This window comes from Carbonicoccus niuqiaonis, assembly GCF_050157065.1.
In the GTDB taxonomy this organism is placed as follows: Bacteria; Actinomycetota; Actinomycetes; order Propionibacteriales; family Propionibacteriaceae; genus Avipropionibacterium.
On record NZ_CP189573.1, the window covers coordinates 871,253 to 892,296 of the forward strand.

Sequence of the window (21,044 nt, forward strand, 5' to 3'; positions counted from 1 at the left end):
ACCCGAGGGTCAGGGTGTGCAACGATTCGGCCCATGGTGTCGAAGTCTCCGAAGGCCGTCCGTCGTCCGGACCCGGCCGTCGACAGTCGCGGGCCGCTGGATAGCTGGTTCGAGATCAGTCAGCGCAAGTCCACCGTCTCGCGTGAAGTGCTGGGCGGTCTGGTCACGTTCTTCACGATGGCCTACATCCTGGCGCTGAACCCCCTGATGATCGGCACGGTCGGCGACGTCAGCGGCAACCTGCTGGGCGGCATCCCCGCCGGCACCCCGGAGGCACCGAACCTCGAGGGACTGCAACAGTCCAAGGCGATGGTCGCCGCGGCGACCGCCCTGGTCGCCGGCGTGATGTCGATCCTGATGGGCGTCATCGGCCGGTTCCCGATCGCGATGGCGACCGGACTGGGGCTGAACGCCGTGGTCGCCTTCACCGTCGCCAGCCAGTTCACCTGGCCCGAGGCGATGGCGTTGGTGGTCTGGGAAGGCATCCTCATCGGCCTGCTGGTGCTGACCGGCTTCCGGCAGGCGGTGTTCCGGGCCGTCCCGCCGTCGCTGCGGGCCGGCATCGCGGTGGGCATCGGCCTGTTCATCTGCCTGATCGGCCTGGTCGACGGCGGCATCGTCCGTGCCGGTGCACCGCTGATCTCGTTCGGCGTGAACGGCTCGCTGACCGGCTGGCCGATCCTGGTCTTCGTGTTCGGCCTGTTGGCCGTCATCGTGCTGAACGTGTTGAAGGTCCGCGGTGCCCTGCTGCTGTCGATTCTCGCCTCGACCGTGCTCGCGGTGATCATCGAGGCGGTCGTCGGGCTCGGTCCGTTCGTCCCGGCGAGTGACACCGATCCGGGCAACCCGGCCGGCTGGATGCTCAACGTCCCCACCTTCACCGGTGTGTTGGACGTCCCGAACCTGGGCCTGATCGGGCAGATCGACATGCTCGGCCCGTTCCTGGATCCGAGCCTGATCATGACCGCCGTGCTGCTGGTGTTCGCGCTGATGCTGGCCGACTTCTTCGACACCATGGGCACCGTCGTCGCGGTCGGTGCGCAGGGCGACCTGCTCGACAAGAAGGGCAACCCGCCCCACCTGAGCTCGATCCTGGTCGTCGATTCGCTGGGTGCCGCGGCCGGTGGTCTCGGCTCGGTCTCGAGCAACACCGCCTACGTCGAGTCGACTGCCGGTGTCGCCGAGGGTGCCCGTACGGGCCTGGCTTCGGTGGTGACCGGTATCGCCTTCCTGGTCGCGATGTTCTTCGCCCCCTTGATCAACATGGTCCCGTCGGAGGCGGCCACCCCGGTGCTGCTCTTCGTCGGGTTCTTGATGATGTCGCAGATCACCAAGATCAGCTGGGACGACATCGAGGACGCACTGCCGGCCTTCCTGACCATCGTGCTGATGCCGTTCACGTACTCGATCACCAACGGCATGGGCGCGGGGTTCATCACCTATGTCCTGCTCAAGGTGCTCCGCGGCAAGGTCCGCCAGGTGCACCCGCTGCTCTGGGTGGTCTCGGTCGCCTTCGTCATCTACTTCCTGCAGGGCCCGCTGCTGACGATGTTCAGCGCCTGAGTCACAGTGCTCCCCGGTAGCCGATCGCGGCCATCTTCTGCTCGGTCAGCTCGTTGATCCGGCGCCAGGCCGGCGAGATGTCGGACCCGTGGCTGTTGACCAGTTGGACCGCGATGGTGTCGCCGACATCCCACTCGTACTCCTCGTCGTCGGTGATCGGGTCGAGGACGCGCAGCGCATACGCGACCGCCCGGTCGGTGAAGGCCTCGATCCGGGGATCGTCCGCGTCGGCCCCGACCAGGTCGTCCATCATCAAGAAGAGGTCCACGTACTCCGGATCGGTGAGCGCCCCCTCCTGCCACTCGACCCAGGTGCTGCTCGACCCGGGGGAGATCGCCTCGAGCAGCACGGCGGCGTCGCGTTGCAGCCCGACCAGCGCTTCGGACAGTCCGACGGCCCGCATTGCGTCGAGGACGTCGCAGGCCCGATCCGACAGCACCAGGCGTTCCCCGGTCTGGAGCTGCCGGAGCCGACGCCGATGTGCCTGCAGCTCACGGATCCGTCCTCGCAGGTTGGCGTCCACCTCGTCGACGGCGGCCTCGAACTCGTCGGGCTCGGCCTGCAACAACCCCTCGATCCGGGCCAACGGGACCCCGGCCGCGGCGAGGGTGCGGATCCGCACCACCCGGATCAGGTCGTAGGAGTCGTAGCGCCGGTAGCCGGAATGGTCCCGCTCGGGCTCAGCCAGCAACCCGATCTGGTGGTAGTGGCGAATCGTGCGCACCGTCACCGACGCGTACGTCGCCAGTTGGCTGATCGTCAGCACCGGCCACCTCCTCGGAGTCCGTGGGCCGTTGCACGAAGGATCGTACGCCGGGGGAGAGCATCGCGAAGGCGGCGATCGGGACGAAGGCGAGGAAGCAGATCCAGGCGCCGACCCCGATGTCGGACCCGGCCAGCACCAGCGAGACCAGCCCCAGGCCCACGGGGGCGGCCGCCATCGACCCCGCGCTGAACAGGGCCATCACGCGGCCCCGTACCCGGTCGGGCACGTGCTCGGACAACGCGACCATGGCCACCGGGCCCATCAGGCCGCCGGCGACCCCGGCCAGTGCCATGCCGGCCGTGATCGACCAGAAGAACGCCAGCGGGGCGATCACTCCGAGCGACAGGGCGAACACCCCCATCCCGAGGGTCCACACCATCACGCGACGCCTGGCCAGTCCGGCGTACAACACGGATCCGACCAGCGAGCCGACCGCGTTGGCCGACAGCGCGGCGCCCAACAGCTCGGGCCGACCGAGTTCGGTGAAGTGGGCGGGCAGGATCACCGCCATCAGCGGGGCCACCGGGACCATGATCGCGAGGCTGACGAGCAGGACGGCCAACAGCCCGGGGCGGGTGCGGACGAACCGCCAGCCGCCGAGCGCGCCGGCGTGGCCGTCATCCTCCACGGTGGCCGGTGCCAGCGCGGTGGCGGAGCGAGGCAGCAGGGCCATGCACACCGCGGCCACGGCCGAACACGCCGCCGTGATGCCGACGATCTGGATCGCCGGCAGGGCGGCGAGCAGCAGGCCGGCCAGACCGGGACCGGCCAGCATCGCCAAGGAGTAGGCGACCTGACGCATCCCGGCGACCTTCTCCAGCGCCACCCCCGAGCTCTTCGCCACGTTGGGCAGCAGGGTTTCGCGGGCGGTCATCCCCGGCACGTCGAACAGGGCACCCAACAGGCCGAGCACGATGAACCAGAACACGTCCAGTCCGACGGCCAGGTCGACCACGATCAGGCCGGCCACCGACATCGCGGAGCCGATGTCGGCGAGCACGCTCATCCGACGGCGGCCGACCTTGTCGATCAGGTGGCCACTGATCAGCGTCGCCGCGAAGGACGGCACCGCCGACACGGTGGCGACCAACCCGGTCAGTGCCGGATCCCCGGTCCGCGCGAGCACCAACCACGGCAGCACGATCGCGATCGCGGAGTTGCCGAACAGGGAGGTGGCCTCGGCGATGATGAACAGCGGGAGGGTCCGCCGCGAGGCCGGTGCGGCCGTCGGTGAGGAAGCCATGCCCCCAGTGTCGGGGGTTGACGTCACGTCAGGGTCAAACGGGTTCGGTCAGGCTGCCGGAGCCGGGCTGGACCGCAGCACGCCGAGCAGGGAGTTGAGCGAGTCGAGACCCTCGACCGGCCTACCGCCGGTCATCGCCTCGAGCATCATCACGATCATGCCGCGGCCGAGGAAGTCCCGTGCCTGCTCCGGGGTCGCCGAGCACTCCTCGAGCAGGACCGCGGTCAGCTGGTTCCACGCCAGTTGCCCGGCCTCGGCGATGGCCGGGACCGAGTAGGCGGCGCTGCCGGTGTGGAGCACCATCATCACCACCTCGGGCCGCGTGGCGAGCAACTCCCGGAACCGGAGTCCGGTCCCCACGGGGTCGAAGGTGTCGCCGGCGGTGTCGCGGAACGACTGGGCGATGGCGTCGCGCGCGATTTCGTGCGCTGCCAGGTAGGCCGATTCCTTGCCGTCGAACACTTGGCTGATGCGGGGCTGGCTGACGCCGGCCTCGTCCCCGATGTGGTTCATCGTTGTACCAAAGAACCCTCGTCGGGCGAAGGCGCGCAGTGCGGCCTCCACATAGCGGCGTTCAGGCGCTGGTTGCTGGATCACGGTGGAACGTTAACCCCCAAGGGGTCATAGGTCGAGTAGACGGCGTGTCGGCTTCGATGAATGACTGCCAGAGCGAAACGCAATGACATCGATACTCATCAATATTGGTTTCAGGTGGCCGACAGGTGGAACTCAAGGCACACTCACAGGGTGCGGATGTTCGTGTCACTACCCCTCCCGGACCGACTGCGGGACCCGTTGCAGGCGTTCGTCGAGCCTCGGTGGGAAGCCGGTCCGGAGTGGTCCTGGACGCTGCCCGACCAGTGGCACGTCACCCTGGCGTTCCTGGCCGACGTCGACCCCGGCACCGAGGAACCACTGCTCGAGGCACTGGCCGAGGTGGCCGCCCGCCGCGACGCGTTCACGTTCACGCTCGCCCGGGCCGGCACCTTCCCGCACCCCGACGCGGCCAAGGTGCTGCACCTCGGCCCGGTCGAACCGGTGGCCGAGCTGGACCGGCTGGCCAAGGCCGTACGCACCGCCTGTCAGTCGGTGGGGGCTCGGCACGACGGCCGTCCCTTCACCGCCCATCTCACCCTCGCCCGGGCCCGACGACCGGTCTCGGCCACCCGGTGGCTGCGGGTGTTCGACGCCTGGCGGTCCGAGCCGTGGCAGGTCACCGGTTTTGACCTGGTGTCCTCACAGTGGGCCGGCCCGGGCTCGCGGTCGGTGCACCGCGTCGTCGAGCGGTTCGCCTTCCTCCCGTCGAGCGGTTCGCCTTCCTCACGTCATTGACGCCTCGTGGAGTGATCAGGACCACGCGGCGGACCGGAGTGGCGCGGTGAGCCTCGGACGGTAGATTCACGCCCATGTTTGCCAAGGTGCTGGTGGCCAATCGAGGTGAGATCGCGGTCCGCGCGTTCCGTGCTGCGTACGAGTTGGGTGCGCAGACGGTCGCGGTCTATCCGTACGAGGACCGCACGGCGGTGCACCGGATCAAGGCGGACGAGGCGTACCTGATCGGTGAGCAGGGCCATCCGGTCCGCGCCTACCTCGACGTGGCCGAGATCATCCGGGCCGCGCAGGAGTCCGGCGCCGACGCGATCTACCCCGGCTACGGCTTCCTGAGCGAGAACCCGGACCTGGCGCTGGCCTGCGACGAGGCCGGCATCACCTTCATCGGCCCACCCCGCGACGTGTTGGAGATGGCCGGCAACAAGGTGACCGCGCTGCAGGCCGCCAAGCAGGCCGGCATCCCGACCCTCGCCTCGACCGCGCCGTCGACCGACGTCGATGCACTGGTGGCCCAAGCCGACGAGATCGGCTTCCCGGTGTTCGTCAAGGCCGTCGCCGGCGGTGGTGGCCGCGGCATGCGGCGGGTCGACGAGGCCGGTGCGTTGCGGGAGTCGCTGGAGGCCGCGATGCGGGAGGCCGACAGTGCCTTCGGTGACGCGACCGTGTTCATCGAGCAGGCCGTGCAGCGACCACGCCACATCGAGGTGCAGATCCTGGCCGACGGCCAGGGCAACGTGATGCACCTGTTCGAGCGGGACTGCTCGATCCAGCGGCGACACCAGAAGGTCGTCGAGATCGCGCCCGCCCCCGACATCACCCCGGAGCTGCGGGAGGCGCTGTGCCGCGACGCGGTGGCCTTCGCCAAGGCGATCAACTACTCCTGCGCCGGCACCGTCGAGTTCCTGGTCGAGACCACCGGTGAGCGGGCCGGACAGCACGTCTTCATCGAGATGAACCCGCGGATCCAGGTGGAGCACACCGTCACCGAGGAGATCACCGACGTCGACCTGGTGCAGTCGCAGATGCGGATCGCCGCCGGTGAGTCGCTCGCCGATCTGGGACTGTCGCAGGACTCCGTACGGATCAACGGCGCCGCGCTGCAGTGCCGGATCACCACCGAGGACCCGGCGAACGGGTTCCGCCCCGACACCGGCACCATCTCGGCCTACCGCTCGGCCGGTGGGGCCGGCGTACGGCTGGACGGTGGTACGGCGGCCACCGGCGCCCAGATCTCGGCCCACTTCGACTCGATGCTGGTCAAGCTCACCTGCCGGGGTCGCACCTTCGGGGCCGCGGTGGCCCGGGCCCGGCGGGCGTTGGCGGAGTTCCGGATCCGTGGTGTGTCGACCAACATCCCTTTCCTGCAAGGGGTACTGGCCGACGCCGACTTCCTGACCGGCAACATCGCCACCGACTTCATCGAGACCCGGCCGGAGCTGCTGTCGGCGCGGATCCCGGCCGACCGCGGCACCAAGTTGTTGAGCTGGGTGGCCGACGTCACCGTCAACAAGCCCAACGGTGACCGGCCCAGCACCCTCGATCCGGTGGCGAAGCTGCCGGCCGACGTCGATCTCGCGGTCGACGCTCCGGACGGTTCGCGGCAACGACTGTTGGAGCTCGGCCCGGTCGGCTTCGCCCAGGAGCTGCGTGGCCGCAGCACCGTGGAGGTCACCGACACCACCTTCCGCGATGCCCACCAGTCGTTGTTGGCCACCCGGGTCCGGACCAAGGACCTGCTGAAGGTCGGGCCGTACGTCGCACGGATGACGCCGGAACTGCTGAGCGTGGAGTGCTGGGGCGGTGCGACCTACGACGTCGCCCTCCGCTTCCTGAGTGAGGACCCGTGGGAGCGGCTCGCCGCGCTGCGGCGGGCGATGCCCAACCTGTGCCTGCAGATGCTGTTGCGGGGCCGCAACACCGTCGGCTACACGCCGTACCCGACCGAGGTCACCGACGCATTCGTCGCCGAGGCCGCCGAGACCGGCATCGACATCTTCCGCATCTTCGACGCGCTGAACGACGTGTCGCAGATGCGGCCGGCGATCGACGCCGTGGTGGCGACCGGGACGGCCGTGGCGGAGGTGGCGCTGTGCTACACCGGCGACCTGTCCGACCCGGGCGAGGACGTCTACACCCTCGACTACTACCTGCGACTGGCCGAGCAGATCGTCGACGCCGGGGCGCACGTACTGGCGATCAAGGACATGGCCGGGCTGCTGCGTCCGCCCGCGGCGGCCACCCTGGTGACCGCACTCCGGGACCGGTTCGAGCTGCCGGTGCACCTGCACACCCACGACACCGCGGGCGGCCAGCTGGCGACGCTGGCGGCGGCCATCGGGGCCGGGGTGGACGCGGTCGACGTCGCGAGTGCACCGATGGCCGGCACCACCAGCCAGCCGCCAGCCTCGGCGCTGGTGGCGGCCGGGATGAACAGTGCGCGGCCGACCCGGCTCGACCTGCGTGCGGTGATGAACCTGGAGCCGTACTGGGAGGCCGTCCGGACGCTGTACGGGCCGTTCGAGTCTGGTCTGCCGAGCCCGACCGGGCGGGTGTACGACCACGAGATCCCCGGCGGCCAGCTGTCGAACCTGCGGCAGCAGGCGATCGCGCTCGGGCTGGGCAACCGGTTCGAGCAGATCGAGGCGATGTACACCGCGGCCGACAAGATCCTTGGCCGGCCGACCAAGGTGACGCCGTCGTCGAAGGTGGTCGGCGACCTTGCCCTCCACCTGGTCGCGGTCGGTGCCACGCCGGCCGAGTTCGAGGCGGAGCCGCGGAAGTTCGACATCCCCGACTCGGTGATCGGCTTCCTCGCCGGAGAGCTCGGCGAGCCCGCCGGCGGCTGGCCGGAACCGTTCCGGACCAAGGCGTTGGAGGGGCGGACCGTCCCGGAGCGTGAGGAGTCGTTGTCCGAGGAGGACGCGGCCGCGCTGCAGGTGCCCGGCGAACAGCGCCGCGCCACCTTGAACCGGCTGCTGTTCCCGGGCCCGACCAAGGACTTCCGGGCCGCACACGAGGAGTACGGCGACCTGTCGCGCTTGGACACCAGCGAGTACCTGTACGGCTTCGAGCAGGGCAAGGAGTACCAGGTCCGGCTGGGCCGCGGGGTGAACCTGATCATCGGCCTGGAGGCGATCAGCGAGGCCGACGAGAAGGGCATGCGTACGGTGATGTGCCAGATCAACGGCCAGCTCCGCCCGGTCCGGATCCGCGACAAGTCGATCAAGGTCGACGCGAAGTCGGCCGAGCGTGCCGACAACGGCAATCCCGGCCACGTCGCCGCACCGTTCGCGGGAGTGGTGACGATCGGGGTCGCCGAGGGGGACACGGTCGAGGCCGGGGCCGCCGTCGCGTCGATCGAGGCGATGAAGATGGAGGCCTCGATCAACGCGCCCGTCGCCGGCACCGTCGAACGGTTGGCCCTCGGCGCGGTGCAGCAGGTCGAGGGTGGCGACCTGGTGCTGGTGATCAAGCCGAGCTGAGGTCGACCCGACCGGCGAGGAAACTGAGGTAGCGGGGATCCTCGTCCTCGAAGAACTCCGGGCCCTCCAGCATGTAGGCAGACGGCAGCGCCTCGGTGGCGCGGTCCGGTTGCCGGAGTCGTGCAGGGCCTGACCGAGCCGGAGCCACAAGAACGCGTTGCCGAACGCGTCCGGACACTTCAGCGCCTCGCCGAGGGCCGTCACGGCCTCGTCGTCCAGGTCAGGTGGCTCCGTTGCGGTACCTGTTGCGGACGGGGGTACGGGCCCGTTCGTGGTCATGTCCGGAGCCCAATGGGTCCAGGAGACCGATAATGTTTCAAAAACCTTCATTTCGCGTGATTCATTGCCTTCACCATGGTGGGCTCGTATCTTCTTGTCCACGGCCTCGCCGACGAATGCCGGGGCCACATCACATCGACGTGAGGATCCCCCATGACCCGGCCTGACGGCACACCCCAGGACTGCCGAACCACCACCTCGACACCCGACATCAGCCGACGTGCCCTGTTGGGCGCTGCCGGCGCCGCCACCGGGCTGGGCCTGACCGCCGGCTCGTGGTGGGCCCCCGGCGCCCGGGCCCAGGAGGTGGTCGACTTCGCGACGCTGCGGGCGCGGTACCGCGAACTGCTGATCGGGACCGACTTCGACACCAGCGACCCACTGGTCGCCGCCGGCATCCAGACGGTCAGCGAGGCGTCGGCGACGGTACGGGCCACGCTCGTCGCGGGCGCCGATCGGGACCGGGTGTTCAGCGATCGACCGTTCACCACCTCGGGCAACCACACCGTCACCTACGGCAACCTGCAGAACATGGCGAAGGCGTACCGCACTCCGGGGGCCGACGGTTTCGAGGACGAGACCCTGCTGCAGGAGATCCTCGCCGGACTCTGCACCACCCACGATCTCGTCTACCACGCGGGTGCCGACGAGTGGGACAACTGGTGGCACTGGGAGATCGGGTCGCCGGTCAGCCTGATGGGCGTGCTGTGCCTGCTGGACGGGCTCGTACCGCCGGCCGAGGTCGCCCAGTACGTCGAGGCGGTGACCTGGTTCGTCCCCGATCCGGCATGGCAGTGGACTCGTTACCCGAATCGGGGCACCTTGGAGTCGACCGGGACCAACCGGGTCGACCTGTGCCGCAACGTGTTCCTGGCCGGGATCGTCGGCGAGTCCGACGAGCACATGGACCTGGCGGCCGACCGGTTGGGGGTCGCGTTCCGCTATGGCTCCGAGGGGGATCCCGACGCCGGTTTCTACGCCCAGCAGGGGTTCTACCCCGACGGCTCGTTCCTCTACCAGGGCCGGGTGCCATACACCGGAAGCTATGCGGTGGACTACCTGACCGGCCTGTCGCGGTTGCTGGGGATGTTGGCCGGCTCGCCGTGGGAGATCGACGACCCGCGGGTCAGCAACGTGATCGAGTCGGTGGAGCGCGGCATCGTGCCGATCGTGTTCTCCGGGCAGGTGATGGACGGGGTCCGTGGCCGGTCCATCTCGCGGGTGGGCACCCCGTCCTACAGCTACGGCAACACGTTCGTCGAAGGCATCCTGCGCCTGGCCCCGGCCGCCGATGCCGCGACCGCCGTCCGTTGGCGCAACATCTGTGCCGGCTGGCTGGAACGCAACACGGTGGTGGACATCCTCGACGGCGCCAACCTGCCGCGCATCTCGGTGGTGAAGGCCCTGCTGGAGGATTCGACGGTCACGCCGACTCCCGAGCGATCCGGGTTCCGCGTCTTCCCGAGCATGGCCCGCGCCACCCACCGCGGTGCCGGTTGGGGCCTGATGATCACCGCCGCCAGCGACCGGGTGTCGATCTACGACTACCAGCTGGGGGAGAACTACAAGGGCTTCCACACCGCCTCGGGGATGGTGCAGGTCTACTCCGACGACGACCCGGCCCAGTTCAGCAACAACTTCTGGCCGACGGTCAACCTGTACGGCCTGCCCGGCACCACCCTCGACACGAAACCGCTGCCCAAGGGGTCCGGTGGTGGCGGTGCCGGCAAGACGTTGGCACCCAATGCGTGGGCCGGTGGGGTCACCCTGGACGACGAGGTCGGCACCTTCGGCCAGCATCTGCACGGGGTCAGCTCCACGATGCGCGCCCACCAGTCCTGGTTCTGCCTACCCGACCGGATCGTCGCCCTGGGTGCCGGGATCACCGGTGGCAGCGAGCATCCGGTGATCACCACCGTCGAGCACCGCAACCTCCACACCGACGGCACCAACGCACTCACCGTCAACGGCACGGTGCAGCCGACCGATCTGGGGTGGACCGACACGTTCGACCCCGGGTCGTGGGCCCACCTGGAGTCGACCGGCGGCTACCTCGCCCTTGACGGGACCGTGCCGCTGCACGCCGGCCGCGAGGAGCGGACCGGGAGTTGGCGCGACATCAACGACAACAGCAATGCGTCCCCGGACCCGATCACCCATCGGTACGTGAATCTGTGGTTCGACCACGGCCCGGATCCGGACCCCCGCGAAATCGTGGTCGACACCCACGCGGCGCCGCCGGCGTTCGAGAAGGTGGGCTCCTGGGTGGAGACCACCAGCGTCCGCGGCGTCAACGGGGGCTCGGTGCTGGCCACCTCACCCGGACACGCCGGGTCGGCCCGGGCCATCTGGCGCCCCACGGTGCCTCGGGCCGGCCGGTACGAGGCCGCAGTCTGGTTCCCGCACTTCCACAACAACCCGCCCACGGCGCCGTACTCGATCGCCCACGCGGGTGGGGTCGACGTGGTCACGATCAGCCAACAGACCGGGGGCGGTACCTGGCAGGTGCTGGGCGAGTACGACTTCGCAGCCGGCCCCGCCGAGATCGTGATGGAGGTCGACGGCAGCGGATTCCCCAAGGCGGACGCGGTACGACTGCGGAGCCTCGTGCCGCCGGATCCGGCCGATGCCCGGCACTACGCGTACGTCCAGCTGCCGCGGGCGACGGTCACCGCGACCGCGGCAGCCGCGGCCGATCCGGGCGTCGCCGTGTTGTCGAACACTCCTGAGGTCCAAGCGGTCGCGGTGGCCGGTGACTCCGGTGTGCTGGCGAACTTCTTCGCCGCCGGTTCGGTTCGGCGGGTGGCCGCGGACGGTCCCTGTGCAGTGGCCTTGTCCATCGGCGACGTGGCCCGGCTGGCCGTGTCCGATCCGACGGGCCAGCGGGACAGCGTCGAGCTGCGGGTCAAGCTCGGGGCGCTCGCCCGGGTCAGGTCGGGCGACTCGACGGTGACCATCGCCCGGACGAACGCCGAGGTGACCGTCACCGTCGACACCAGCGACCGGGACGGGCGGACCCACCGGGTGGATCTCGCGCGGTGACGCCGTCGGCTCGTCGGCCTCCTGTCCGCGTCCCCGACGCTGTGCCAAGCTTTCAGCGCGGGACGACGGGAGGGAGGCCGACGATGCTGCGCGAAGAACGCCAGGAGTTCATCGCTCGTGAGGTGCGCGCCGTCGGCTTCGTCCATGCCGCCGATCTGGCCGACCGGCTCACGGTGTCGCGGGTGACGGTGTGGCGTGACATCGACCGACTGTCGCGCGACGGCGTGGTGGCGAAGGTGCACGGCGGTGCTGCCGCCCCGACCGACCGGCAACACGAGGGGGTGCCGCGACGGGCGGGCCGTGGTGAGCTGACGATCGGGATGCAGATCCCCACCGGGGACTACTACTACCGCGATGTCGCGAACGCGGCCCGGAAGGTGTGCGAGGCGTTCGGCGCCCGGCTGGTGGTGACGGCGTCGGGGTACGGCGGCTCGCAGGTCGACCTGGCGTCGATCAAGGGGTTGGTCGACGTCGGGGTCGACGGGTTGCTGCTCACCCCCGGGCCCCCTCACCCCCGATCCGGGATCGGGGGTGAGGTGCTCGACGACCTCCACCTCCCGGTGGTGCTGGTCGAGCGGGACCTGGCCGGGTTGGGCGGCCCCGACAGGGCCTCGGTCACCACCGCTCATGAGGCCGGGGTGTACGCCGCCGTCGACCACCTGGTCGGGCTCGGGCACCGCAAGGTCGGCCTGGTCACGTTCGCCGCGAACAGCCGGTTGCGCAGCCGGATCCGGATCGCCTTCGCCGAAGCGGTCGACGACCTCGGCGCGCTGGACGAGTCAGGCACCCCGTGGGAGTGGGACGGCGGTACGACAACCGCCGACATCCTTGCCGGCGTGGGCGAGGCTGGTATCACTGCCGTCGTCGTACTCAACGATGGTCTGGCAGTCGACCTGTCGCACCAAGCTCGCAGCCTCGGTCGGGAGATCCCGCAGGACCTGTCGATCATCTCCTACGACGACGAGATCGCGGCCACCGCGCTGCCGCCGCTGTCGGCGATCTCGCCCCGGCGTACCACGCTGGGCGAACTCGCGGCCCGGCAGTTGCTGACCCACCTGTCCGGCGGAGCGAAACTGTCAGGACGCCGGACCCAGGTCGAGCCGCGGCTCGTTCTCCGCGAGTCCACCGCGCCACCGGTCAGGACGCGATCACCCCGTCGGTGAGCCGGGCTGCGTCACCGGCCATCCCACCCCGGTGGTAGCCATCGTGGTCGTACCCACCCCGGACCCGTGACTGCGTGGTCCGACCGAAGGTGTCGCCCATGAACGCGTCGACCTGCTCGTCGCGGGATCGCAGCACCGGAAGGAAGGTCTCGGCCCGATCGTCGCTGTAGGCGAGCCGGTTGACCTCGGCCAGCCGGTCCCCGATCCGGTTGGCGAAGCCCTGCAGGAAGGCCGACTTGAAACCCGTGGAGCGTCGCCGCGTTCCCGCGGGAACGCCAGCGGTCACCTCGGCGAGCGCGTGCTGCGCCTGCACCAGCAAAGAGGTGTACAACAACTCGACCGCTGCCAGGTCGGTCGGGAAACCGACGACGTTCGACAGCTGCACATCGCCGCCCAGGTAGAGCGCCCGACAGCGCGTCTCGGCGGCGATGGTCTGCAGCAGCAGTGCCTTGGCGTCGGCGTACGGGGCGTCGACCGGGAGCCGGACGACAGCCGGGCCGGTCGTCGGCCGAGAGCCCTCCACCACCGCCTGGTCGATCGCGTGGCGGGTCATCAGCTCCTGCGCCTTGGCGGTGAACGTCATCGCCTCGGCCTCGTACTCGGTCGACTCCGCCTTGGCCAGCAACGCGCGAACCTTCTGCAGCACCGGGTCGGCCGACTGCCCCGCCGCGGCACCCAGGACCGGGCCGCGCGGGGTCAACCCGGGCGGGGTGATCAGCACCTCCAGCCGGGGCAGCAGCTGGAACTGCTGCACCACTTCGACGACGGTCTGCAGGTCGGAGGCGCGTCGGGCCTCACGTGACCGCGTCCACACGTCCAGCCAGTCGTGGGAGCCGGGGACGCCGTTCACCGCCAACTCGTCGAGCTGGGCCTGCCAGCGCGGGTCGACGTGCGGGACCGCCCGCATCAGCGCATCGGCGGTCACCACCCGGCGGGTGAGGTCGCCGGCGGTCGTGTTGACCCGGGTCCGCAGGTGGCGGACCAGCTCGGCAGGTTGCCAGCCGCCCTCGTACGCCAGCCGGAGCTGTCGTGCGAGGAGCTCGGCGGCCTCGCGCATCACGGCCTGGTGGGGGAGCCGATTGAGCTCCTGGATCGCCAGCCACACCGGGATCGCGCGGTGCGGCACAGCGGCCAGCACGCGGCGTGCCTCCGCCCGGGGACTGCGGTGCGCGTCGGGGTTGCCGAAGGGGTTGTCGGGGACGCCGAAGGGGCTGCTCGTGGTCATGGAGGAGACAGTAGGGGGCACCTCTGACAGTGTGTTGAGCGTTCACGCGGGCGACCGCACAGTAGGGTTTGGACGACGCTGACCCAGGGAGGGGATCTGCATGACCGCCAACACGCCCACGCCAGCTGCTCCGCCACCGGATCCGAGTCCGCCCAAGGTGGACGCCGGGAAGCTCTGGGCCGGAGGGGTGGCGACAGCAGTGGTCGTCGCCCTGATCGCCGTGGCCGGCATCGTGATCTCCCGGGCCCTGTTGCAGATCTACGTGCTCGCCCCGGAAGGTGACGGTGTCTGGAACACCGCCGGCATCTGGTACGCGGCAGCCGTCGCCGGTGTGGCGCTGATCGCCACGGCGGTGGCCCATGCCCTCGCGGTCAGCACGCCGTCACCGATGAAGTTCTTCAGCTGGGTGATCGGGCTCGCGACGGTGATCGCCGCCATCGCGCCCTTCCTGTCCGGGGGCGAACTCGGCGCCAAGATCGTGACCGCCGTGCTGAATGCGATCCTCGGCATCGCCATCGGCTCGCTGCTCGGCTCGGCGGCCCGGTCGGCCATCCGCTCCGCGCAGGTCAAGGCGAACGCTGCCGCGGCCGGCATGGCACCGCCCCCGGACGTGGCTGATCCGAGCTAGCTCAACACCCGGCCCAGGAAGGACCGGATCGCCGCGGCCAGCTGCTCGGGTTGGTCGAGCATGATCAAGGTGCTGCTGTCGGCGATCTCGACGAGTTCGGCGTCGGGGATGTCGTGGGCGAGCCGGGCCCCGTGAGTCGGGTCCTGCAGCCGGTCCTCAGGGGTCCAGACCACCAGGCACGGCACGTCCACCGAGCCCAGGTCGGCGCAGATCCGATGCATCTCGTGCCGTCTGTCGGGCCGGGTGTACGCGCGGAGGTCGTCGCGGATCTCCTCCCGCCGCAGTGGGGCGAACCAGCCGGCACTCAGCTCGTCGTCGATCCCGTGCAACGCCATGTCGGCCAGCAGCCGGCGCCGCAGTGGGGCCGAGCGTGCCAGCTGTGCCAGCAGCGCGAGCCCACCCGGGATGCGGCTGAGGGTCGCCAGCGCCCTGCCACCCGCCCCGGGCGGGTAGTTGTCGTACGCCTCGCACGAGGTGATGACCAGCCTGCCGACCCGCGGGCCATGGCGTACGGCCACCGCCAACACCGCCGCGTGGTCGTTGCCGACGACCGTCGCGTCCTCGACGTCCAGCGCCTGGAGGAAGTCCAGGACGAGGTCGCCGAAGAACGCGAGGGAGTGGTCCCGCCCCCCGTTGACCGGGATGCGGTGCGCCCCCAACGGCAGGGTCGGAGCCAGACAGCGGACGTGGGGAGCCAGCAGCCGGATCACCGGCTGCCACACGCCGGCGTCCATCAGCGGCCCGTGCAAGAACACGACGACCGGTCCGTCCCCGGAATCGGTGTAGGCGATCTCGCCCTGGGGGAGCGTGACCTGCGGCATGGGAACTCCTTCTCGGGGAGGCTCCCATACTGCGGCCTGCATCGCAGCGCTGCCAGCCAATCGCTACCGGACTGCCCGGACCGGGCGGGTCAGCGCGCCGTCACCGTCGTGGGCGTGGCGGCCAGGGCGCGTGCTTGGCCCAGCAACTGGATCTGTCGACGTACGCTCGCCGGCGTGATGGCGGGCTCGGCCCGGCCGTTGATCGCCTCGGCCAGGTTGTCGTAGAAGGCCTCGGTGCGGTCGCGCCGGTCGACCGTGATCGTCTCCTCCTGCCAGGGAATCGTCTCGCCGGTGCCGTACTGGCGGTCGGCGGCCGGCCCGGTGTCGACGCTGATCGGGGGCAACGCGGTGGGGTCGACCCAACGGACGGTCAACTCCGACATCGACCCGGTGATGGCGCCCGCGGTGCCGGCGACGAACCAGTGTGGTTGCGGGATGGCCATCGAGCCGCTGCCCTCGATCTCGAGCAGCGGGCCGTCGGCGGCGCGCAGTACGACCTTGGCGTGGTCCTCGGCATCCCCGGCCGAGATCGTGTGGCGCAGGTCGGCGGCCAGCAACTCCACCTCGGAGTCCGGGTAGAGCGACAGTAGTTGATCAAGGTAGTGGCTCACCTGGTTGGCGAGTTCACCACCGCCGAAGCGGGTCAGGGTCTGCCAGTCCCGACGGCGGGCATAGCGGTGCACGCACCGACGGATGAGCAGCGGTTCACCGATGCGGCCGTCCTCGATCGAGGTCCGGATCGTCAGCAGGGACCCTTCGAACCGGTTGTTGTGGAAGCAGGTCACGACCCGCCCCGCAGTCCGTGCGGCCTCGACGAGTTGGTCGACTTCGGCGACCGTGGCCGCCATCGGCTTCTCGAGCACGACGTGCTTGCCGGCTGCCAACGCCGCCAGCCCGAGCCGAGTGTGGGTGTGTGAGGGTGAGGCCACCACGACCACGTCCACCTCGGCGTGATCGATGACCGATTCCGCGGAGTCGTACGCATCGGTCCCGAGCAGGTCGACGGCCTCGGCCCGACGCTCCGGTACGGGGTCGGCCACGGCCGTGACGCGGTACCGGTCAGCCATCTCGGCCCGGCCGCGTGGATGTCCCAGCCGCTGCGCCCCAGGCCGATGATGCCGACGCCGATCGGGGTGGAGGTCATGCGGGCAACAGTAGAGGAGGCAGCCGGGTGCGGCAGGATGGTCCCGTGACCGAAGATGGCATCTCTGCCGGGGTGGGGGAGGTCGACATCACCCCGGCGCTCGGCGTCGAACTGGCAGGAGCCTTCGAACCGCGGTTCGCCGACCACATCGAGCGCCGGCTGTACGCCAAGGCGCTGGCGTTGCGTGGCGACGACACCACGGTGGTGCTGGTCTGTTGCGACACGATCATGGTGTCGGCACGGTTGGTCGTCGAGCCCGCCACGGCACGGATCGCCGAGCTCACCGGCGTCCCGGCCGACCACGTGCTGGTCGCGGCGACGCACGCCCACAGCACCCCGAGCCTGATGCCGGAGTTGGGCGTCACGACGGTCGAGCCGGACTAACGTCGCCCGTGTCGTCGACGCCGTCGTCACCGCGGCGACCACGGCGATCGAGACGATGGTCCCGGCGCGGATCGGGTACGGCCAGACACCGGTCACCGGGGTCTGCTTCAACCGTCGGTATCGCCGTACCGACGGCCTCGTGGAATGCAACCCGGGCGCCGGCCGGGACGACCTGGTGGGTCCGGCCGGACCGGTCGACCCGTTGGTCACCGGACTGCTGGTCGAGGACCGGCGGGGGACGACGATCGGGTTCTGGTCCAACCTTGCGGTGCACTACGTCGGCACCGGCAGCCAACACTCGATCAGCTCCGACTACTTCGGCGCGGTCGGCGAGCGGCTGCGCCGCCTGGTCGGTGGCGACGTGTCGGTACAGCTGACCAACGGCTGCTCCGGCGACATCAACAACGTCGACCTCCACGGCGGCGTCCCCGAGGCCGGGATGGCCCGCGCCGAACTCGCGGCGACCGCCGTCGCCGGTGCGGTGGCGGCGGGCACGATGATGGCACCCCGCCACACGTCGGCGCCGCTGTCGGCCGGCATCGTCGGCGTCGAGGTCGACCGGATGGCGGTGACCGAGCGTGACCGCGCCATCGCCCGTGCGTTCCTGGCCGGCGAACGGCAGGACACACCGTACTCGTTCGTGGTCGGTGCGCCGATCCAGCCGGGGGCGCGGCGCTACTTCGCCGAGATGCTGCCGGTGTTGGCCGAACTCCCCGAACGGGCCACCGTACCGGTGCAGGTGATCATGGTCGGTGAGCTGTGCGTGGTCGGCCTGCCGGGGGAGATCTTCGTCGAGCACGGGCTGGTGATCAAGGACCGCTCCCGGTCCCCGGTGACTGCCGTGGTCGGCCTGGCAGGTGACCACATCGGGTACGTCCCGACGCTGCGGGCCACCGCCGAAGGCGGCTACGAGACCTGGCGCAATGCGGTGTCGTGGACCGCGCCGGGCACCGGGGAGCGGCTCGTCGACGCCGCGGTGGACCTGATCACCGAGCTCACGAAGATCAGATCAACTGCCTCGACCGGGTGAGTCCGGGGCGAATCTGCACCTTGCGTCCGGTGCCGGCCCGGAACGTCTCGAGCGCCTCCCCGTAGTCATCGAGACTGAAGGCATGGCTCACCATCGAGGCGGCGGCCAGGGCTCCGGCGGCGAACATCTCCACCGCCCGGCCGTACGAGTGCAGTACGGCCATCGAGCCCACGATGTTGATCTCGTCGTTGTACACCCGGAACGGTGAGAACCCGGCCCGTGCGTCGTGGTCGGCGACACCGAACACCTGCATCGTTCCGCCGCGCCGGACCCGACCGATCGCGTCCTCGATCACCGGGGCGACACCGGTGCAGTCGATCACGACGTCCCAGCCGCCGGGCCTGGCCGCCTCGTCGGGCGAGGTGACTGCGTGGTCGACGCCGAGGTGGCGGGCCAGTTCGAGACGGGCCGGGTTGAGGTCGACGACGGTGACCGAGGCGGCACCGGCTCGGGGCGCCAACTGGGCCATCATCAGCCCCATCGTCCCGGCGCCGAAGATCAGGTAGTGCTCGCCCATCCGACGCGGCAACAGGTCGAAACCATGGATCGCACACGACAGCGGCTCGATCAGTGCGGCGAGCTCGAGGTCGACCCCGTCGGGCAGCCGGTGCACGTTGCGCACCGGCGCCAACATCAGTTCGGCGGTGGACCCGTCGGTCCGGCCCACCCCGGCGCCGTTCCAGCGCTCGCACAGGTTGGCCCGCCCCACCGCGCAGAAGGAGCACTCACCACAGGTGAGGGTCGGGTCGACGCTGACGCGGTCGCCCGGGGCGAGGTCGGTCACCCCCTCACCCACCTCCCGGACGATGCCGGAGGTCTCGTGGCCCGGGATGATCGGGAACACCGTCGGGGCGAAGTCGCCGTCGAGGACGTGCAGGTCGGTGCCGCAGATCCCGACCGCCGCCACCTCCACCACGACCTCACGCGGTCCCGGTGCCGGATCGGGGACCTCGGTCAGCTCGAATCGGCCCGCCTCCGGAAAGACGATCGCACGCATTCATGAACCCTATCGCCGCTGCCCCGACCGGCATACGATCGCGACATGTTGGAACTGCGTCCCGCCACGACAACTGTCGCCGACCTGGTCCGCGGCGTGGCCGACGATGACCTCGATCGGCCCACGCCGTGCCCCGAGATGCCGGTCCGCGGCCTGCTCGGCCACCTGCACGGACTGTCGGTCGCGTTCGCCGACGCGGCCCGCAAGGTCGACGGGCCGACGACGTCGACGCCGCCTGATCCGTCGCGGCTGCACCTCCCCGACGACTGGCGTACGACCATCCCTGAGGCACTCGCTGCCCTGGCCGAGGCCTGGGCCGCGGCGGATGCCTGGACCGGGATGACCCAAGCGGGTGGGCAGCAGATGCCTGGAGAGGTCGCCGGCATGGTGGCCCTCGACGAGGTGGCACTGCACGGCTGGGACCTCGCGGTCGCGACGGGACAGGCGTACCACGTCGATGCCGACACGGCTGCCGCGGTCGAACAGTTCTGTGACGGCATCGGCGCCGACCCGGCCGAGCGGAACGGCCTGTTCGGCGCCCGGGTCCCGGTGGCCGGTGACGCACCCCTGTGGGACCGCGCGCTCGGCCTCAGCGGTCGCGACCCGGCCTGGCAGTCCCCCTGACCACGAGGGCCAGCACGACCGCGATGAGGGTGATGGCGGTGAGCAGGACGAGACTGCCGGCCAGGCCGGTGAACGGCAACAGGGTCAGCGCCACGTTGGTGGCGTAGTGCATCAGTACGGCAGCGGGCACGCCACCGGCCAGCCGCTCGGTGACGAACCAGTAGGTCAGCGACATAGGCACCATCGACACCACGAAGCCGACCAGCTCCAGCGGGCCGAGGGCGGACTGGAAGGTGCCGGGGAACAGGGCCAGCGGCAGGTGCCAGATGCCCCAGATGCTGCCGAGGATTCCGGCGGTGACGATCGGGGAGAACCGCTCCCGCAACCGCGGTTGTACGAATCCCCGCCAGCCGAACTCCTCCGACAACGGGCCGGTGACGGTGGCGAACAGCAGGAACGGCAGCAACCCCGTCGCCGCGAACCCGGCGGTGACGTCGTCGAGACCGAGGGCACGGTCACCGAGCAGCGGCCCGACCAGGGCCGCCAGCACCACCGGCAAGGCCCCGAGCAGGACGGCCGCCGGGAGCCAGCGGGCGATCCTGCGGACGTCGGCCGTGCGGGGGCTCCGGACGCCACGCAGCCGGTACAGCAGCGCTGCGAGGGTCGGCCCACAGGTGCCGACCGCGAAGCAGCCGAAGACGAGCGGGTCGGCGAGGTCGCCACCGAGCAAAAGGCCCAGCAGCCACGCACCCCAGGACAGGGCGAGGGTCAGCAGCAGGAAGCCGATCACACTGCTGGGACGGCTCATGGCTGGTCGAGGGTCGGTGATCGTCGGGGTGATGGTTGTCATGGTTCGAGCCAACCCTCGAAACGGCTGGTCGGGCAGGGGACTGGCACCCCAGGTCGTAGGGGTGCTGCGCCCACCCCGGTGCTCGCAGTACGCTCCCGACATGGCCACCTACGACGACGCTGCCCGGTTGGCCGCCGAGTTGCCCGAGGTCACCGAGGGGCACCGCCACGGGCACCGCACCTGGTTCGTGAACGGCAAGGCGTTCGTCTGGGAACGGCCGTTCAGCAAGGCCGACATCAAGCGGTTCGGTGACGTCGAACCGCCGGCGGGCCCGATCCTGGCCGTCCGCGTCGCCGACCTCGCCGAGAAGGAGGCCGCGATCGCGGCCGGGGCGCCCACCTTCTTCACCATCGAACACTTCGAGGGGTACGCCGCGGTGTTGGTCCAGTTGAGCGAGGTGTCGGAGGAGGCGTTGCGTGAGGCGATCGTGGACGCCTGGTTGGCGATGGCGCCCGCGCGGTTGACGACGTCGTACGAGGTCGACTGACTGCTCGACCCGCACGACAAATCGATGGTTCCTGTCGGTGGTTG

General features: G+C 70.2%; 19 protein-coding genes. 10 read left to right on the top strand and 9 right to left on the bottom strand.

Annotation, left to right across the window (positions count from 1 at the left end):
- The first annotated feature begins 33 nt into the window (after positions 1-33).
- Complete coding sequence (locus tag ACQBAU_RS03915; protein ID WP_465255121.1) at positions 34-1,563, top strand: NCS2 family permease; 1,530 nt, start codon at positions 34-36, stop codon at positions 1,561-1,563.
- A 1-nt stretch (position 1,564) separates the two neighbouring features.
- Here ACQBAU_RS03915 and ACQBAU_RS03920 read toward each other — a convergent pair whose 3' ends face one another.
- The 3 genes from ACQBAU_RS03920 to ACQBAU_RS03930 are packed head-to-tail and all read right to left on the bottom strand — an operon-like array spanning position 1,565 to position 4,169.
- Positions 1,565-2,329 carry a MerR family transcriptional regulator gene (locus ACQBAU_RS03920; protein ID WP_465255120.1) on the bottom strand — a complete coding sequence of 255 codons (765 nt, stop codon included), beginning with the start codon at positions 2,327-2,329 and terminating at the stop codon, positions 1,565-1,567.
- Positions 2,244-3,572 (bottom strand): MFS transporter, encoded by a 1,329-nt coding sequence (locus ACQBAU_RS03925; RefSeq protein ID WP_465255119.1) that lies wholly within the window; start codon positions 3,570-3,572, stop codon positions 2,244-2,246. Before ACQBAU_RS03925 ends, ACQBAU_RS03920 begins: the two co-directional genes overlap by 86 nt.
- Positions 3,573-3,620: 48 nt before the next feature.
- The gene (locus tag ACQBAU_RS03930) at positions 3,621-4,169 is read right to left on the bottom strand and encodes a TetR/AcrR family transcriptional regulator (protein ID WP_434551221.1); all 549 of its coding nucleotides are present in this window, start codon (positions 4,167-4,169) and stop codon (positions 3,621-3,623) included.
- A 156-nt stretch (positions 4,170-4,325) separates the two neighbouring features.
- On the opposite strand from ACQBAU_RS03930, the gene thpR reads away from it, so the two are divergent.
- Both thpR and ACQBAU_RS03940 read left to right on the top strand, forming a co-directional pair.
- Complete coding sequence (gene thpR / locus ACQBAU_RS03935) at positions 4,326-4,904, top strand: RNA 2',3'-cyclic phosphodiesterase (RefSeq protein ID WP_434551258.1); 579 nt, start codon at positions 4,326-4,328, stop codon at positions 4,902-4,904.
- Positions 4,905-4,978: 74 nt separating this feature from the next.
- Entirely contained in the window at positions 4,979-8,386 is a 3,408-nt protein-coding gene (locus ACQBAU_RS03940; protein WP_465255117.1) for a pyruvate carboxylase, read from the top strand.
- Here the strand turns inward: ACQBAU_RS03940 and ACQBAU_RS03945 are convergent.
- Positions 8,373-8,534 carry a hypothetical protein gene (locus ACQBAU_RS03945; RefSeq protein WP_465259449.1) on the bottom strand — a complete coding sequence of 54 codons (162 nt, stop codon included), beginning with the start codon at positions 8,532-8,534 and terminating at the stop codon, positions 8,373-8,375. The two genes, ACQBAU_RS03940 and ACQBAU_RS03945, sit on opposite strands and share 14 nt — an antisense overlap.
- A 284-nt stretch (positions 8,535-8,818) precedes the next feature.
- Between ACQBAU_RS03945 and ACQBAU_RS03950 the strand changes: the two genes are divergently transcribed.
- Positions 8,819-11,707, top strand: coding sequence for a polysaccharide lyase family 8 super-sandwich domain-containing protein (locus ACQBAU_RS03950; protein ID WP_465255116.1), 2,889 nt, complete (start codon positions 8,819-8,821; stop codon positions 11,705-11,707).
- A gap of 83 nt (positions 11,708-11,790) precedes the next feature.
- A complete protein-coding gene (locus tag ACQBAU_RS03955) occupies positions 11,791-12,870 on the top strand; it encodes a LacI family DNA-binding transcriptional regulator (protein WP_465255115.1) in 1,080 nt (359 codons plus the stop codon).
- On the opposite strand, the gene ACQBAU_RS03960 is transcribed toward ACQBAU_RS03955, so the two are convergent.
- Positions 12,845-14,095 carry a DUF2786 domain-containing protein gene (locus ACQBAU_RS03960; RefSeq protein ID WP_465255114.1) on the bottom strand — a complete coding sequence of 417 codons (1,251 nt, stop codon included), beginning with the start codon at positions 14,093-14,095 and terminating at the stop codon, positions 12,845-12,847. The genes ACQBAU_RS03955 and ACQBAU_RS03960 overlap by 26 nt on opposite strands.
- 100 nt (positions 14,096-14,195) lie before the next feature.
- On the opposite strand from ACQBAU_RS03960, the gene ACQBAU_RS03965 reads away from it, so the two are divergent.
- Positions 14,196-14,723, top strand: a complete 528-nt coding sequence (locus tag ACQBAU_RS03965; RefSeq protein ID WP_434551218.1) for a DUF6069 family protein — start codon at positions 14,196-14,198, stop codon at positions 14,721-14,723.
- On the opposite strand, the gene ACQBAU_RS03970 is transcribed toward ACQBAU_RS03965, so the two are convergent.
- Together ACQBAU_RS03970 and ACQBAU_RS03975 are read right to left on the bottom strand one after the other, a co-directional pair.
- Positions 14,720-15,544: an alpha/beta fold hydrolase gene (locus ACQBAU_RS03970; RefSeq protein ID WP_465255113.1), complete on the bottom strand. Its 825-nt coding sequence runs from the start codon at positions 15,542-15,544 to the stop codon at positions 14,720-14,722. The two genes, ACQBAU_RS03965 and ACQBAU_RS03970, sit on opposite strands and share 4 nt — an antisense overlap.
- Before the next feature lie 89 nt (positions 15,545-15,633).
- The gene (locus tag ACQBAU_RS03975; protein WP_465255112.1) at positions 15,634-16,611 is read right to left on the bottom strand and encodes a Gfo/Idh/MocA family protein; all 978 of its coding nucleotides are present in this window, start codon (positions 16,609-16,611) and stop codon (positions 15,634-15,636) included.
- 122 nt (positions 16,612-16,733) lie between these two features.
- Here ACQBAU_RS03975 and ACQBAU_RS03980 point away from each other — a divergent pair, with 122 nt between their 5' ends.
- Positions 16,734-17,072 (top strand): hypothetical protein, encoded by a 339-nt coding sequence (locus tag ACQBAU_RS03980; protein ID WP_465255111.1) that lies wholly within the window; start codon positions 16,734-16,736, stop codon positions 17,070-17,072.
- A 55-nt stretch (positions 17,073-17,127) separates the two neighbouring features.
- Positions 17,128-18,102: a hypothetical protein gene (locus tag ACQBAU_RS03985; protein ID WP_465255110.1), complete on the top strand. Its 975-nt coding sequence runs from the start codon at positions 17,128-17,130 to the stop codon at positions 18,100-18,102.
- Here ACQBAU_RS03985 and ACQBAU_RS03990 read toward each other — a convergent pair.
- Positions 18,077-19,099 carry a zinc-dependent alcohol dehydrogenase family protein gene (locus ACQBAU_RS03990; protein ID WP_465255109.1) on the bottom strand — a complete coding sequence of 341 codons (1,023 nt, stop codon included), beginning with the start codon at positions 19,097-19,099 and terminating at the stop codon, positions 18,077-18,079. The genes ACQBAU_RS03985 and ACQBAU_RS03990 overlap by 26 nt on opposite strands.
- Before the next feature lie 45 nt (positions 19,100-19,144).
- Between ACQBAU_RS03990 and ACQBAU_RS03995 the strand changes: the two genes are divergently transcribed.
- Positions 19,145-19,723: a TIGR03086 family metal-binding protein gene (locus ACQBAU_RS03995; protein WP_465255108.1), complete on the top strand. Its 579-nt coding sequence runs from the start codon at positions 19,145-19,147 to the stop codon at positions 19,721-19,723.
- Here ACQBAU_RS03995 and ACQBAU_RS04000 read toward each other — a convergent pair.
- Positions 19,689-20,513, bottom strand: a complete 825-nt coding sequence (locus ACQBAU_RS04000) for a CPBP family intramembrane glutamic endopeptidase (protein WP_465255107.1) — start codon at positions 20,511-20,513, stop codon at positions 19,689-19,691. The two genes, ACQBAU_RS03995 and ACQBAU_RS04000, sit on opposite strands and share 35 nt — an antisense overlap.
- Before the next feature lie 100 nt (positions 20,514-20,613).
- Between ACQBAU_RS04000 and ACQBAU_RS04005 the strand changes: the two genes are divergently transcribed.
- Positions 20,614-21,000, top strand: coding sequence for an MmcQ/YjbR family DNA-binding protein (locus tag ACQBAU_RS04005; RefSeq protein WP_465255106.1), 387 nt, complete (start codon positions 20,614-20,616; stop codon positions 20,998-21,000).
- Positions 21,001-21,044 lie beyond the last annotated feature (44 nt).

What these genes read in the sequence shown, in the direction of transcription:
- ACQBAU_RS03915 (WP_465255121.1), top strand. Translation starts at nt 34, where the DNA reads ATGGTGTCGAAGTCTCCGAAGGCCGTCCGTCGTCCGGACCCGGCCGTC.
- ACQBAU_RS03925 (WP_465255119.1), bottom strand. Translation starts at nt 3,572, where the DNA reads ATGGCTTCCTCACCGACGGCCGCACCGGCCTCGCGGCGGACCCTCCCG.
- thpR (WP_434551258.1), top strand. Translation starts at nt 4,326, where the DNA reads ATGTTCGTGTCACTACCCCTCCCGGACCGACTGCGGGACCCGTTGCAG.
- ACQBAU_RS03940 (WP_465255117.1), top strand. Translation starts at nt 4,979, where the DNA reads ATGTTTGCCAAGGTGCTGGTGGCCAATCGAGGTGAGATCGCGGTCCGC.
- ACQBAU_RS03950 (WP_465255116.1), top strand. Translation starts at nt 8,819, where the DNA reads ATGACCCGGCCTGACGGCACACCCCAGGACTGCCGAACCACCACCTCG.
- ACQBAU_RS03955 (WP_465255115.1), top strand. Translation starts at nt 11,791, where the DNA reads ATGCTGCGCGAAGAACGCCAGGAGTTCATCGCTCGTGAGGTGCGCGCC.
- ACQBAU_RS03960 (WP_465255114.1), bottom strand. Translation starts at nt 14,095, where the DNA reads ATGACCACGAGCAGCCCCTTCGGCGTCCCCGACAACCCCTTCGGCAAC.
- ACQBAU_RS03965 (WP_434551218.1), top strand. Translation starts at nt 14,196, where the DNA reads ATGACCGCCAACACGCCCACGCCAGCTGCTCCGCCACCGGATCCGAGT.
- ACQBAU_RS03970 (WP_465255113.1), bottom strand. Translation starts at nt 15,544, where the DNA reads ATGCCGCAGGTCACGCTCCCCCAGGGCGAGATCGCCTACACCGATTCC.
- ACQBAU_RS03975 (WP_465255112.1), bottom strand. Translation starts at nt 16,611, where the DNA reads ATGGCTGACCGGTACCGCGTCACGGCCGTGGCCGACCCCGTACCGGAG.
- ACQBAU_RS03985 (WP_465255110.1), top strand. Translation starts at nt 17,128, where the DNA reads ATGGTCCCGGCGCGGATCGGGTACGGCCAGACACCGGTCACCGGGGTC.
- ACQBAU_RS03990 (WP_465255109.1), bottom strand. Translation starts at nt 19,099, where the DNA reads ATGCGTGCGATCGTCTTTCCGGAGGCGGGCCGATTCGAGCTGACCGAG.
- ACQBAU_RS03995 (WP_465255108.1), top strand. Translation starts at nt 19,145, where the DNA reads ATGTTGGAACTGCGTCCCGCCACGACAACTGTCGCCGACCTGGTCCGC.
- ACQBAU_RS04000 (WP_465255107.1), bottom strand. Translation starts at nt 20,513, where the DNA reads ATGACAACCATCACCCCGACGATCACCGACCCTCGACCAGCCATGAGC.
- ACQBAU_RS04005 (WP_465255106.1), top strand. Translation starts at nt 20,614, where the DNA reads ATGGCCACCTACGACGACGCTGCCCGGTTGGCCGCCGAGTTGCCCGAG.